Origin of the sequence: Oceanobacillus picturae, assembly GCF_000612865.1 — a bacterium.
Classification (GTDB): Bacteria; Bacillota; Bacilli; order Bacillales; family Amphibacillaceae; genus Oceanobacillus_B; species Oceanobacillus_B jordanicus.
Map to the genome: position 1 here is coordinate 343,680 of NZ_CCAX010000003.1, position 14,819 is coordinate 358,498.

At 40.8% G+C, this 14,819-nt stretch carries 12 protein-coding genes; 1 reads left to right on the forward strand and 11 read right to left on the reverse strand.

The features are described 5' to 3' along the window. The first annotated feature begins 286 nt into the window (after positions 1–286). Positions 287–673 (forward strand): DoxX family protein, encoded by a 387-nt coding sequence (locus BN988_RS16170; protein ID WP_231495265.1) that lies wholly within the window; start codon positions 287–289, stop codon positions 671–673. A 261-nt stretch (positions 674–934) separates the two neighbouring features. Here the strand turns inward: BN988_RS16170 and BN988_RS16175 are convergent, their stop codons facing one another. From BN988_RS16175 to BN988_RS16225, 11 genes are all read right to left on the reverse strand, one after another. Continuing rightward, positions 935–2,152, reverse strand: a complete 1,218-nt coding sequence (locus tag BN988_RS16175) for a S1C family serine protease (RefSeq protein WP_036578068.1) — start codon at positions 2,150–2,152, stop codon at positions 935–937. An 86-nt stretch (positions 2,153–2,238) separates the two neighbouring features. Beyond that, entirely contained in the window at positions 2,239–3,024 is a 786-nt protein-coding gene (locus tag BN988_RS16180; RefSeq protein ID WP_036578069.1) for an MBL fold metallo-hydrolase, read from the reverse strand. Positions 3,025–3,026: 2 nt separating this feature from the next. After that, positions 3,027–3,971 (reverse strand): two-component system regulatory protein YycI, encoded by a 945-nt coding sequence (locus tag BN988_RS16185; RefSeq protein ID WP_036578070.1) that lies wholly within the window; start codon positions 3,969–3,971, stop codon positions 3,027–3,029. Further along, on the reverse strand, positions 3,952–5,268 hold the full coding sequence (locus tag BN988_RS16190) for a YycH family regulatory protein (protein WP_036578071.1): 1,317 nt from the start codon (positions 5,266–5,268) through the stop codon (positions 3,952–3,954). Before BN988_RS16190 ends, BN988_RS16185 begins: the two co-directional genes overlap by 20 nt. Next, the gene (walK, locus tag BN988_RS16195) at positions 5,265–7,106 is read right to left on the reverse strand and encodes a cell wall metabolism sensor histidine kinase WalK (protein ID WP_036578072.1); all 1,842 of its coding nucleotides are present in this window, start codon (positions 7,104–7,106) and stop codon (positions 5,265–5,267) included. Before walK ends, BN988_RS16190 begins: the two co-directional genes overlap by 4 nt. 6 nt (positions 7,107–7,112) lie before the next feature. Beyond that, on the reverse strand, positions 7,113–7,817 hold the full coding sequence (gene yycF, locus BN988_RS16200) for a response regulator YycF (RefSeq protein WP_036578073.1): 705 nt from the start codon (positions 7,815–7,817) through the stop codon (positions 7,113–7,115). Positions 7,818–8,137: 320 nt separating this feature from the next. Further along, positions 8,138–9,424 (reverse strand): adenylosuccinate synthase, encoded by a 1,287-nt coding sequence (locus BN988_RS16205; RefSeq protein ID WP_036578075.1) that lies wholly within the window; start codon positions 9,422–9,424, stop codon positions 8,138–8,140. A gap of 407 nt (positions 9,425–9,831) precedes the next feature. Then, complete coding sequence (gene dnaB, locus BN988_RS16210; protein WP_036578076.1) at positions 9,832–11,199, reverse strand: replicative DNA helicase; 1,368 nt, start codon at positions 11,197–11,199, stop codon at positions 9,832–9,834. A gap of 189 nt (positions 11,200–11,388) precedes the next feature. Further along, positions 11,389–11,835, reverse strand: a complete 447-nt coding sequence (gene rplI / locus BN988_RS16215; protein ID WP_036578077.1) for a 50S ribosomal protein L9 — start codon at positions 11,833–11,835, stop codon at positions 11,389–11,391. Beyond that, positions 11,832–13,802 carry a DHH family phosphoesterase gene (locus BN988_RS16220; RefSeq protein WP_036578078.1) on the reverse strand — a complete coding sequence of 657 codons (1,971 nt, stop codon included), beginning with the start codon at positions 13,800–13,802 and terminating at the stop codon, positions 11,832–11,834. Before BN988_RS16220 ends, rplI begins: the two co-directional genes overlap by 4 nt. A 39-nt stretch (positions 13,803–13,841) precedes the next feature. Continuing rightward, a complete protein-coding gene (locus BN988_RS16225; RefSeq protein WP_036578079.1) occupies positions 13,842–14,786 on the reverse strand; it encodes a YybS family protein in 945 nt (314 codons plus the stop codon). Between the last annotated feature and the right edge of the window lie 33 nt (positions 14,787–14,819).

A 14,819-nucleotide genomic window follows, 5' to 3' on the forward strand; every position in this document is an offset into this window, starting at 1 on the left:
CAAGGCTTGGCAAGGGAAGGAGCTAAGGCATGACCGTTTTTAAAGGGACTCTCCCAACTTTTCTTATTTATCCTCCGTAAGACTCCCACTTCAAAACATGAAAAGAAACAGTGAGTTTTTAGTGATAGTAAACGGACGCTAACACCCCGATTCGTTCAACTAACAATTAGTCGAAGAGCGAAAACTCCCACTGATTGAAGTTTCACTTTATTAATTGCTTGGCAAGGTTGTCCAGTTACTTGCATATAGTTACATATGGGATGTAGAAATATTGGGGGTGAATTAAATGAAGTTGAAATTATCTATGCCAACGTATACGTGGATCTGTTATGCAATTGGCTTTGTCTTTATTATTTCAGGAATGATGAAGCTTGTGGATAGTGATTTTAGAGGGATGTTTGCCAGCATGGGTTTACCTTTTCCTGAGGCAACACTATTTTTAGTAGCAGTCGTTGAGCTTGGTTGTGGCATTCTTATTGCAGGGAGGCTCTATATTCATCTTGCTGTCCCACCATTACTGCTCATCATGCTTGGTGCACTATATTTCTCAAAGCTACCCACCCTTTTTAATGAAGGGGTACTCTCCTTTGCCTTTGCGGCGAGACTCGATATTGTCATGCTTATTCTTTTACTCCTAGTTTGGCAACATGTTAGAGGGAAAATAGTACTCTGATAATAGTTATAAACAAGCGTATGAACCTTTTCTGTTGAAAAGTGGTGGATAACCTGTCTAATCTATGTGGAAAAACTAACTTTATCCACAAAGTTATGCACATATGCACAAATGTTCGTAGTTATTTTGTTGCCGAACATTCTTTCTATACCATATATTGATTTTGGCAAAATAATTATCCACTAACTGTGTATAACCCACTTATTTCTGTGGATAAATTGGAAAAGCTATCCTCTTTTTGGTGCAGGATAGCTTTTCTCATTACTGTTGGGTTCCTAATACTAAGGTAGTTTCCTTTTTTTCGCCTTCACGGTAATAGGTGACAGTGATTTCATCTCCTATTTCTTTTTCCTGATAAAGAATTTTACGAAGGTCGATCATATTCATCACAGGATTGCCATCCAATTCTGTAATGACATCTAACCGTTTTAAGCCTGCTTGGTCAGCCGGAGATAACGGCTCTACACTCCAAACATACACCCCACCCTCGACTTCATTAGGCAGATTAAGGGTACCTTTCCATTCAGCCTGTGGTACCTCATCCAAAGAGTAGATTTCTACACCTAAAAATGGTCTGGTAACTTCGCCCGTTGTTTCCAGCTCTTCCACAATTGGTAGGGCTGAATCAATTGGAATGGCAAAGCCTATTCCTTCTACGGCAGTCTGGTTAATTTTCATGGAGTTAATTCCAATCAATTGCCCATTAATATTGATTAACGCTCCACCACTATTTCCAGGATTGATGGCCGCATCTGTTTGAATTACTTCAGCTTGCCAGTCTGCACGACCGTCCTGATTGAAATCTTGAGGAATCGTACGCTCTGTCCCGCTAATAACACCTTGGGTTACAGAGCTTGAAAACATGAGGCCGAGCGGGTTTCCGATTGCAATGGCAGGCTCGCCTACTTTTACATTTGCAGAAGAACCTAGTTCAATTGTCTGCTCAACCTGTTCTCCATCCATTCTTAAAACAGCTAAATCAGAGAACACATCACTGCCTATAATCTCAGCTTCTAAATGTGTCTCATCATATAGTACCACTTCAACGCTATCTGCACCTTCGATAACGTGATGGTTTGTCACGACATAGGCGGTACCATCTTCGTTTTTGTAAATAACACCTGATCCTTCTCCAGCTTCATTTGACTCCTGTTGTTGCCAAAAGTCACCCTGCTGTTGAATATTAATTACGCCTACTACTGCAGGGGTTACTTGTTCTACTACATCTGTAACCTGGGTAGAGACATCTACGTTTACTGCGTTACTTGACCCTTGGGAGCCCTCATTCATACTGGAGCTTTCTAGTTGGTTCTGTTCTGATGTATTACCTGGGAGCACATTATTCTCTTGCAATGCCGGCAATGCGACAACTACTAATAAAATACCAATTATGACACCAAGTAATGCCGGAACAAGCCAACCTCTATTTTTCCGGCGGCGATGAGGGTTTGGTGGGTAGTTCTGATCGTAATATCCCATAACTAACTTTATCCCCTTCTATCCGAAATAAGTCTAAACACTCTAGTATAGTATTCCTTAACCGCTAATATTATAAACAAAAAATGTTATACAACTTCGTATAAAGGTGTCGGTGCTTTAGGGTCTGTATCATGCAGATCAAGCGTAATGCCTCTTTCCTGTAAAACACTGTCTACTGACATGCGAGCAAGGTCTTTCATATTATTATCAAGACTTAGATGGGCAAGATATATTCGCTTCGTTCGGTTACTTATAATATCGGTAAGGGCCAATCCACAATCCTCATTGGAGACGTGGCCTGAGTCCCCGAGTATTCTCCTTTTTACATTCCAAGGGTAGCGCCCCATTCGTAGCATCCCTACATCATGATTTGCTTCAAAAATATAGGCATCTGCATCCTCTACTGTCTTTTTAATCCGTTCAGATACATAGCCCAGGTCTGTGACTAGTGCCACCTTTTTCCCCTCATGATGGAAGGTATAAAACATTGGTTCCGCCGCATCGTGTGAGACGCCAAAGGATTCTACATCCAAATCCTGAAACGTCTTCACTTGCTCCATATTAAAGTAAAACTTCTGATCTAATCCAATCTTGCCAATACTGCGCTCCATCGCATTCCACGTTTTTTCATTAGCAAAAATAGGTAGGTTGTACTTTCTGGCCATGATGCCGAGCCCTTTAATATGGTCACTATGCTCATGTGTGACAAGAATGCCTGTAAGTGTGGAAGGATCGATGTTAATCTCACTAAAAAGATGATCCATCTGTTTTCCGCTCAATCCTGCATCCACAAGTAGTCTTTCCTTGTCGGATTCTATATAAAACGCATTTCCTGTGCTTCCGGATGCAAGCACACTAAAACGTAATGTCATGGTTATTCACTCCGATTTGTTTCTGTTTCCGTTTCTGTTTGTGTCAAAGTTCTAAGTTTGTTAATCATATCCTCTTTCCAGTCAACATCCTGTGGGATAAGCTGAATATCACCTAAATTCTCCCTTACCATATCCCGCGTAAAGCTTTCATCAGAGTTGGAAAATACTTGTCCCTCAATGGCGTTTACAAAGTAATCCCGCTCATCGTTCACAGATACCTTATAAGTCGGCGCGAAAACCTGCTTTCCATTCTCAAGAGACGAAATCCATGTATGGTAGCCATAATCAACATCTACCGTGTCTTTAGAAACTAATTCGTTATTATTATACAACGTGCCAATTGCTTGAATTGGCTGGATGAGCGTTCGCTTACTATCGTCGTTTTTACTTTCTGCCACTCCAAGCATGGATTGGGTATAATACTCCATCTCATTGTCTTCATTTAAATAGACAAGTAAAAGGGCGCTCTGGTTGTAATAGATGGGCTGGTTTTCTTTCTCCTGGAAGAAAATGAGAACATTCAAGTCTTTATCCCATTTCCAAAACTGATAACTATCGAATTGGTATATAAAATTACTAATTATATTACTAATTTCCTCACCGCCTGCGTCCTCGGCTATGGGTACTGGCTCATCCATATGGCCAACGATAAGATCTTCTGTGTTTAATACTGCTTCCTGGTTTTCCAAGCTTTCGATTTCTCCTACTTGCTTATCGGTATATTCCATTGGTAAAACAGAGATAGAAGAATCTTTCTCTACACCTACATCAATATCTCCGAGAGTGATCTCCTCTCTCTCCAATTCTTCTTGAAGTGTGAGGTCTTCTCCTCCTGGATACTGCTCTTGAGCTGCTCTGTCCTGCTTATCGATAAATTGTACAAGTAAATAAATATCCAACACGAGAAAACAGAGGATAAATAGGGTTTTAATTTGACTCCATTGCATCCTTGTTCTCCTCCCTTACCGGCTTCCAGGAACCTTTATAGTTCATGTACCATTTAGCTTCTAGACTTAGGAAGTTAGCATTATCGTCATCATTGTAAGTAAGTTGATAACCAAGGCGAATAGCTTCAATATTTTCTAAAGAAATTTCTTTGTCGTTCCGTAAATAGGTCAATATTTCCTCTCCTGTGTCGAGGTTTGCAGGCTCTGGATCTGGAGCAATTTCAGAAGTTACTCGAAACAGTGGGCGCTGATAACCGACAAGGGTTCCATTTTTGAATTCCTGTTCGATCCTTGTAAGTTGCGTAGTTACCGATGGCTTATCAAAGACAGGATAATCTGCATAGAACATTTGATAACGAACGATTCCAGCACGTCTATCTATCGAAAGCAGCTTGTAGTCATCTGTCCAACCACCATGGTCGGAAATGCTACCCATACTACTTTGAAGCAGTTCATGCCTTTGGGCTGGTATCCCTTCCGCCGAGTTTGGGTTAATAAAACTGACAGCCCGTCCATTATCTACAACTTTTAATTCTCGTACAGCATCACTGAAATAGGGTTGTCCTAATGGAGTCAGGGAACGACTCACCATGGTTGGATCCCGGAATAAAGAGTTAACTAGCATTTGTTCATTAAGAGGTACAACGGAAAGCGAATAGTTGGTCATATCTTCCGCTTGACTAGGCAAATAAACGTTACCTGCTCCTTCTGATAAATGGATATATTGTATTAAATCCTCTTTATCAATAAGCTTAGATTGAAATAATTCAAAACTGCTTGCATCATTAATAACCGCACTTGCTTGGCGTTGTTGATCTACCGAAACAAAGGTCACCTCTAATAATGAACTATTCTCTTCGTAATCGATCAGAACACGATTAAATGACCAGTTCGGCAGGCTTTCCGCAGGTTGATCTAAATTAAATAGAATGTTTGCAAGCGTCATAGGCAAGGCATCGGAGAACTCCATTTCCATTTCAGGTTCCAACCCACTTATATTTTGTTTCTCCCGAAAATTACTCATCTTCCACCTTTGGACCTCTTCATAGAATTCTCGCTCCAACTGAGGGGAGGGAAATCCGTAGTGTTCCCCTTGTGAATGAAAAACGAGGGACTGCGGCTCAACAATGGTTTTAATTGTTTCCTCTGTTCCCCCAAGGTCACCGGTAACGGTATCTTCATCGCCCAAAGAAGCATCGCCTTCTGAGGGCTGGTAGGTCCATAGGCCAAAGGTCAGCAATAAGCTCACACCAATTAGTATAATTAATAAAAACGATTTAGTCGTCTCCATTCTCATCGCTCACCCCTCCACTTCTTGTTCATAAGTGGTAGTGTAAAGAAAATAGTCGTTCCTTTCCCTTCTACACTTTTCGCCCAAATTTTCCCGTGGTGTACTTCAACTAGCTCCTTGGCTATAGCTAATCCTAAGCCTGTTCCACCAAGTTTTCGTGTGCGCGCCTTATCCGCTCTGTAAAAACGTTCGAAGATTTTTTCTAGCTTATCATACGCGATTCCCATCCCCTGATCTTGAATGCTAACCAGGATGTGATGACGGTTGTTTTCAACCTTAAGCTGAATGGTTCCACCTTCAGGAGAATACTTAATGGCATTAGAAATGATATTATCAAGTACCTGCGTCATTTTATCCTTATCAAGCCAAACAAGATACTTACCTCGAGGCAAGTCACGATGTAACGTAATATGTTCTGGCGTATTCATCTCAAAGCGGTCAATAATGTGATGGAAATAGCTGACAAATTCCGTCCGTTCCTTTTGAAGTGGATACTCTTTTGCATCCATTTTAGATAACTGCAGTAGATCATTAACCATACGGATCATACGGTCTGTTTCATTTTGCGCTACATCAAGGAACTTAGGCGCAATCTCCTTATCCTTCCAAGCTCCATCCGTTAATGCTTCTAAATAGCTCCGCATTGTCGTTAATGGGGTTCTAAGCTCATGTGATACATTGGAAACAAAATCCCTACGTTCTTGTTCTACCTTCTCCTGTTCGGTGACATCGCTTATAACGGTGATAAAACCAGTTATCTCCTCTTCGTCATCCGCAACAGTGGAGAAATTCGCCTTAACAAGAAACTCTTCTTCTTCACTACTAAAATCAATGATCATCGAGCCACTTTCCTGTAACTCCGTTATATCGACGATCTTATCTTCAAGCTGTAATACATCAATGAGTAGCTCCCCGATAATATCGTCTGGATCATGACCGATTAACCTGCCAGCTGCCTCATTCATCAACGTAACTGCTCCAGCATTATCTGTTGCAATGACACCATCGGACATGTTCGAGAGTACCGAACTAAGCTTTCTTCGTTCCTCTTCAATGGTGGCGTAGGAATGTTTTAACCTACTGTTCAAATCATTAAAGGTATCGGCAAGATGCCCAATTTCATCTCTTCCATATACATTTACCTTTTGGGTAAAATCTCCCCGTGCCATTAACTGTGCTTGACGACGCATTTCTTTAATCGGTTTAGTAATAGTCCGAGCTACTAAAATACCAATAAAAGCCGATACCGCGATAGCAAGAAGGGAACCCTTAAGGAAAATATCGTTAATGTTATCGAGCTGGTCATAAACCCTTTGTATATTCGCTACAACATAGAGCCATCCGACCGTCACGTTTTCCTCCCCTTCTTTATAAAGAGGTTTTACAATCACGTATAACTGGTCTTTCGTCTCTCTATCCTGCATCTCCTTTATTTCCGTGGTTCCGCCTTGCGTAAGTACACTCTGAACGAGTTCGTTTGATATTTTCTTTCCTACATCGCTTTGACTCTGATAATCGTTCGTTGCCATAATTCTGCTTTGGTTGGTAATAACCTGAAGCTTTATATTATCCTCTGAGGCTACTTCGGAAATAATACCGCGAACTTCCTCCTCAGGTGTTACCTCATCCTCAGCTCCGGACGGCACCCTGTTTAATGCCTGTTCAAGATTATGAGAGATCAGATTAACACGGTCATTAATGGAGTCTTTATACGTTTTAACCAGCTGATTCTCCAACTCCGTTGTAAAAAAAGAGCCAATCACCTGGATCGCTATTAAAAGCAACAGAATATAGATGATAATGAACTTTATCTGTATCGAACGAAAGAAACCAACTTTATTCATTCCACATTACTCCTGCTCAGGACTGCGTAAATAATATCCAACACCTCTTCGGGTTACAATCCAGATCGGATTGCTTGGATTCTCCTCAATTTTTTCACGAAGTCGACGCACCGTAACATCTACTGTTCGCACGTCACCAAAATAATCATATCCCCATACCGTCTCCAGTAAATGCTCTCTTGTCATCACCTGCCCGATATGGCGGGCCAGATAATGAAGCAGCTCAAATTCACGATGGGTAAGCTCAATTTGTTCCCCATCTCTTGATACAACATAGGCATCTGGATGTATCACCAGTTTACCGATCACAATATCCTTCGTTGCTTTCACTGTATCGTCAGGTGCCGCTTGTTGTCTACGCAGATTTGCCTTTACTCGGGCAATTACTTCCCTGTTACTAAATGGCTTCGTAACATAATCATCTGCTCCTAGTTCCAATCCAAGGACTTTATCGATCTCGGAGTCTTTTGCTGTTAGCATAATGATTGGCATCATCTGTGTTTTTCGGATTTCTCGGCACACTTCATTCCCATCTTTATTTGGTAGCATAATATCCAATAATATTAAATCAGGCTTTTCCGCTTCTGCTACTTGTATGGCTTCATCGCCATCATGTGCAAGTACGACATCATAGCCTTCTTTTTCAAGGTTGAACTTTAATATATCTGCAATTGGCTGTTCATCATCAACTACTAAAATCTTTTGACTCATCTTTGCCACATCCTTTTTTTTCACATACTTACTTGAGGTTGTTCAAAAAGTTCGGTTTTAAACCAGCGCCATATTAATGCAATGGCGGCTGGTGGCGACATCACGAAATTACACTTTCCGCTCGCCATCTTTATTAAAACACTTACTTCTATTCTACCGTACTTTGGGGCAAATGTCTTTACCCGCCTATTAGTGAACTGGTTGATTTCCTTCTTCTAAACACAAAGTGCTTATTATAAAAATGAAATGCAAAAAGACAGCCATAAAGGAAGGACCTATTAAGGTACTTCTTCCTTCATGGCTGACTCTCCATTCCTTACTTAGCTATATACACTCCGTACCACATTTGTCTGACTGCGGTCAGGCCCAACAGAGAACACAGAAAGCGGAATTTCTGTTAGTTGGGAGATACGCTCTAGATAATGACGTGCATTTTCTGGTAGTTCATGTAAGCTTTTAACGCCCGTAATATCTTCAGACCAGCCTGGCATTTCTTCATAGACTGGTTCACATTCGGCAAGTGCCACAAGACTTGCAGGGAATTCGTTAATAACTTCCCCTTTATAGCGGTATGCTACACAAATCTTCAATGTTTCGATTCCTGTCAGGACATCAAGTGAATTTAGCGATAAATCTGTGATACCACTGACACGACGCGCATGGCGAACAACGACACTATCAAACCAGCCAACACGACGTGGTCTGCCTGTTGTTGTACCATATTCACGACCAACTTCCCTGATTTGGTTACCAACTTCGTCATGTAGCTCTGTAGGGAATGGGCCATCACCAACACGCGTTGTATAGGCTTTGGATACGCCGACAACATGGTTAATTTTAGTTGGACCAACACCAGAACCAATTGTTACTCCACCAGCAATTGGATTGGAGGAAGTTACAAATGGATAGGTTCCTTGGTCAATATCCAGCATGACACCTTGTGCACCTTCAAATAATACTCTGCGACCTTCATCAAGTGCGTCATTAAGTACTACGGATGTATCACAAACGTACTTAGCCATTTGCTGTCCATACTCGTAATATTCTTCAAGAATTTCTTCCACTTGGATTGGATCTACTTCATATACTTTTTCAAATAAACGGTTCTTCTCTTTAAGGTTTTGTTCTAGCTTTTCACGGAAGGCATCCTTGTCCATCAAGTCGGCAATTCGAATTCCCATACGTGCCGCTTTATCCATGTAAGCAGGACCAATTCCTTTCTTCGTTGTCCCGATTTTGTTTATTCCTTTTTCTTCTTCTTGTAAAATATCTAGTTTTAAATGATATGGTAGGATAACGTGTGCACGGTTACTGATACGCAGGTTATCTGTTGATACATTGCGTTCATGTAAATATGCAACCTCTTCTACGAATGCTTTTGGATCAATTACCATTCCATTACCAAGCACGCAAATTTTATCATCGAAAAAAATTCCGGATGGAATCAAATGTAATTTATACGTAACGTCATCAAACTTAATTGTATGTCCAGCGTTGTTACCACCTTGATATCTGGCAACTACCTCTGCATTTTGCGATAGAAAGTCAGTAATTTTTCCTTTCCCTTCATCGCCCCATTGTGTTCCAACTACTACTACTGAGGACATAGTGCACCTCCACAAATATTTATATTATATGTTTTCTTTAATCACCATTGTAAGTTTACCAATTTTACTCATGCCAGTCAATGCAAAATACGAACAATGTTATATGAATAAATTTTATTGTTCGTGATAGAGGACTTTTGTTTGATATATACATAACCCTTAAAGAGCATGATTGAAAAATTTCTAAATCGGCGCTGTGGGAAATATTCCCCTTTGCTGGGGGCGCTGTACTCTGCAAGCCGGGGATCTTACCTATGCCACTACCTAGATTTTTACTCATTTGATATATTGTCCTAATTTATTAGAAAAACTCGTATTCGCCCTTCTTTTCCTATACTTGGGACGTTAAATTATACCCCTTAACGAATAAAAAACAGTCTCTCCTACAGGAAAGACTGCTCAAATTATTACACTGGGACTGGTGGAACATCACTTTCTGAGTAGCGATGATCTAAGTCCACAAATTTATTGTATTCTTTAACGAAGGCCAATTCTACGTTACCAACTGGACCGTTACGTTGTTTGGAAATTATGATTTCGATAATGTTTTGTTTCTCTGATTCTGTATCATAGTAATCATCACGATATAGGAAGCCAACAATATCAGCATCCTGCTCAATACTACCTGATTCACGAAGGTCGGACATCATTGGGCGTTTATCTTGTCTTTGTTCCACACCACGAGAAAGCTGAGATAGCGCGATAAGCGGTACGTTCAGTTCACGGGCAAGTCCTTTTAATGAACGGGATATTTCTGAAACTTCCTGCTGTCGGTTTTCTTTAGAATTAACACTACCTTGGATCAACTGCAGGTAATCAATTAGAATCATCCCAAGCCCATGCTCTTGTTTTAATCGACGGCATTTGGAGCGGATATCAGCAACCCGAATACCAGGTGTGTCATCAATATAAATACCGGCATTGGAGAGGCTTCCCATTGCCATCGTTAGCTTACTCCAGTCATCTGCTTGCAACTGTCCATTCCGCATGCGCTGGGCATCAATATTCCCCTCAGCACAGAGCATACGCTGTACAAGCTGATCTGCTCCCATCTCCAGACTAAATATCGCTACATTTTCATCTGTATTAACGGCCACGTTTTGCGCTACGTTTAAGGCAAAGGCCGTTTTACCAACAGATGGACGGGCAGCTACAATAATCAAATCATTTCGTTGGAAGCCTGAGGTGATACGATCTAAATCACGAAAGCCTGTCGGTATCCCAGTAACATCCGCGCTTTGGTGATGAAGTTGCTCAATATTATCATAGACATCGATTAATACATCTTTTATTGCTTTAAAAGCACCAGAGTTTTTTCGTCCGGAAACCTCTAGAATTGTTTTCTCAGCCTCGTTTAATACATCTTCTACTTCATCTTCCCGTTCAAATCCAGCTGTAACAATGTCTGTAGCGGATCGAATCAGACGGCGTAACAACGCTTTTTCATCAACTATTTTACAATAGTATGCTATATTCGCAGAGGTTGGGACACTTTCAGCCACCTCGGAAAGATACGTTACACCTCCAGCTTCCTCAAGCTGCTTTGCATTATGCAAATACGTGGTAACCGTAACGACATCAATCGGCTCACCTCTGTCAGCAAGCTTCATCATCGCACCAAAGATACGTTGATGTGCTGCCCGGTAAAAATCCTCTGCTACGAGCAGTTCTGATGCTGTCGAAAACGCCTCTGGATCTAGAAATATAGCACCGATAATGGATTGCTCTGCCTCTATATTATGTGGTGGTCTACGATCGCTCCATGTGTCGCTCATGTACCCCGCCCCCTTTCTTTTGTGATTTCATGATAGAAGGCTCACCTTTTAAAAGTGAGCCCTCCTTCAAAATTTTAACTACGTCGGCATTACTCCCCAGCTAAAATTTGATACTTGCCTAACGTGTAAAGATAACATGTTCCCATCAGCGTGCCATCGTTCATAAAAAAACATGGTACGGTGGAATGCTTATTTTTCTGCTACATGTACTTTGATCGAGCCAGATACCTCTTGGTGGAGTTTAACTGGTACTGTTGTATACCCAAGTGCACGGATTGGCTCATCTAGCTCAATTTTACGTTTATCTATTTTATAGCCATGCTCTTTTTGCAAGGCTTCTGCAATTTGCTTGCTTGTAATAGAACCAAAAAGTCGACCACTATCACCGGATTTTGCTTTTAGTTCAACTGTAAGCTCCGCAAGTGTGTCTTTTAAGTCCATTGCTTCTTCTTTTTCTTGTTGCTCTAGTTGTTCACTCTTTTTCTTTTGTGCCTCTAAAGCTTTCATATTAGCATTGGTTGCTTCCTCTGCCAAGTTATTTTTTAAAAGGTAATTACGTGCATAACCATCAGAAACATTTTTCACATCACCTTTTTTGCCTTTTCCTTTAACGTCTTGTAATAAAATTACTTTCATTCAGCTTCTCTCCCCTCATAGTACTCTTCTAAAATATCTTTGAGCAGTTTCTCTGCATCATCGATTGTAGTATCTTCTATTTGAGTTGCGGCATTGGTTAAATGGCCGCCACCATTCATTTTTTCCATGATTACCTGAACATTTACTTCACCCAATGAACGGGCGCTTATTCCTATTCTACCATCTTTTCGCTCGGAAATGACAAATGATGCGCTAATTCCACTCATTGTCAATAATGTGTCAGCCGCCTGGGCAATTAATACCGGCCCATAGGCAGTGCCTTCATCCGCTTTTGATATGGCAATATGGTCGCGGTACACGTCTGCCCGCTCAATAAGCTTACTTCTTTCAATATATAAATCGAGATCTTCTTTTAAAAACTGCTGAACAAGTACGGTATCTGCACCTTTAGCTCTTAAGTAAGAGGCTGCATCAAAGGTTCTCGATCCTGTACGTAATGTAAAGCTTTTTGTATCGACAATAATCCCTGCAAGTAGTGCAGTAGCTTCCAGCATCTTCAGCTTCAGTTTTTTCGGCTGGTATTCTAAAAGCTCTGTCACCAGTTCAGCAGTGGAAGACGCATATGGTTCCATATAAACAAGGGTTGGGTTATCGATGAACTCTTCCCCTCTACGATGGTGGTCAATAACAACCTTGTATTCTGTTTGGTGTAGCAGACTCTCACTCGCTACCATGGACGGTTTATGCGTATCAACAACAACGACCAGGCTTCTGTTGCCTGTAATAGACTCTGCTTCACCTGGTTCAATAAAGTGCTGCCACACACTCTCTTCTTCTTTAATGGCATCCACTAATCGATAGACACCTGTATCGACATCATCTGGATCAAACACAATATAGCCTTCAACATCGTTGGCTTTCGCGATATTTAAAATTCCGATCGCCGCACCAAGTGAATCCATATCAGGGGATTTATGCCCCATAATGATAACATTGTCGCTTGCACGTACCAATTCTTTTAAAGCATGGGAGATGACGCGCGCTCTAACTCTTGTTCTTTTTTCCATCGGGTTTGTTTTACCGCCATAAAATCTTACTTTCCCTGATTCATCTTTAATTGCTACCTGATCGCCTCCGCGTCCAAGCGCTAAATCGAGACTCGACTGCGCAAGCTCGCCTAAAGTTGGTAAATCAACATCTCCCTGACCAACACCGATACTTAGTGTTACAGGGTTATTCTGCTCTCCACTTAACTCACGAACCTCATCAAGAATATCAAACTTCACTTTTTCAAGCTTTTGTAAAATATCTTTTGTACCAACAGCCAAGAACCTTTCCTGGGAAGTACGCTTTAAGTAAAGCCCATAGGAGGTAGACCATTTATTTAGAACTTCCGTTACCCTGGAATTGAGTTGACTCTTACTAGTGTCATCCATGTTCTGGGTAATCTCTTCATAGTTATCTAAGAAAATAAAGGCTAATACTGTCTGGTCATCATGATACAGTTGTTGTAACTCAGCCTGCTTTGTCCGATCAAAAAGATAAAGCAATCGCTCTTGCTTCTTCACCGTTGTCTGAAATTCATAGCCTTCTAAGTGAAACCATATGCTATCTTTATTCTCTTTAATCATTGGAATAAGATCTTCGGATAATTGCTGGAGTGAGCTCCCAACCAAACTATCGTCTGCAAACTGATTCATATAAGGATTTGCCCACTCAATGGTGTAATCCTCATTATATAAGATAATTCCAAACGGCATTTCAAGCAGGGCCTCTTCACCGACCCGCTTTATTCTATAAGATAATGTTGAAATATATTGTTCTGCTTCATCCTGCAAAGTTCTTTCCGTACGAATGCTGTAAAAAAAGGATGCCCCAAGTAACAATGTCATGATAAGACCAAGCACCCACTGGAAATACCATATTACAACGAGCAATACGATAGATAGTAAATAAATGATCCATAAGTGACTACTTAGCATAGGGTTCTTCTTTCCATCTGGCATTTTCATCAGCTCCTACTGCGTAAAACCAATTTTTGAGGACTATTCATCTTTTTTATCAAGACGGTCTCTCATCCCAAATCCCAAATCTATAATTCCGATGAATCGTACAAGAAACAGTAAGAGTGTTGGGAATAGAAGGGTGAGTACCACACTGAATATAGGAATTGCTTTTGACATTTTCTTATGGTGTGCATAAAAGAAAATAAATGAAAATCCCTGTAGGGTCATCAGTAGCCCTGTTAAAGCAAGTATGTTTTGTGCTCCAGTATAAAAGAAGCTTGTCGTGTCACTTACCAAAAATGATACGATTAAAGCAAAGAAATATACCCAAATTAATGATGCCGGAAACCGAAGTGTTCGGAACGGCGGAAACCGCAATTCTTTTTTATCTAGTCTATTTAGCACCTTATAGCTAAGCCATTGACTGATAAATGCCATTACAATGGCGCCTCCAACAAGGAAAACTGGCAATAGGTTTACAAGGAGATCGATTGTTTGGCTAACCATTTCCTCTCCCTGTTCTTGTTCTGAAAATCCGAATTCACCAAGTGTCTCAAAGGTCAAGTCCATTGACGTATTCATTTGCTGTTCTATTTCTTCTGTCCAATTTACTTGAAAGACAACCTGTGTAAAAACAAATACAAAGAGAAGTCCAACAATAAATCCAAACGTTCCTCTGGCCCATGTTTCATGAGCTGAGAGCTTACGATATATCGCGCCCCCGATCATTATCCCTCCAGCACCCATTAAAACGGCAATAGGTAAGGAGAAAGTAGTAACGATAAGCACCGAGATAATTGTTGCTGCTAGCCACATCAACAAAGCAGGCTTCCCACCGTGCCTTGATGTATAAATCACGAACGGTATTGGTAATAGTACCACCGCTAGAATTGATATTACAGGAACAAATACACTGACAAGCAGAAGAACTGCATATACTGCAGTCAGGATAGCTCCGTCTACTAATTTTTTAGATTGATTCATTTCGCACCTCATCTAACTTTCAACAAATATTAT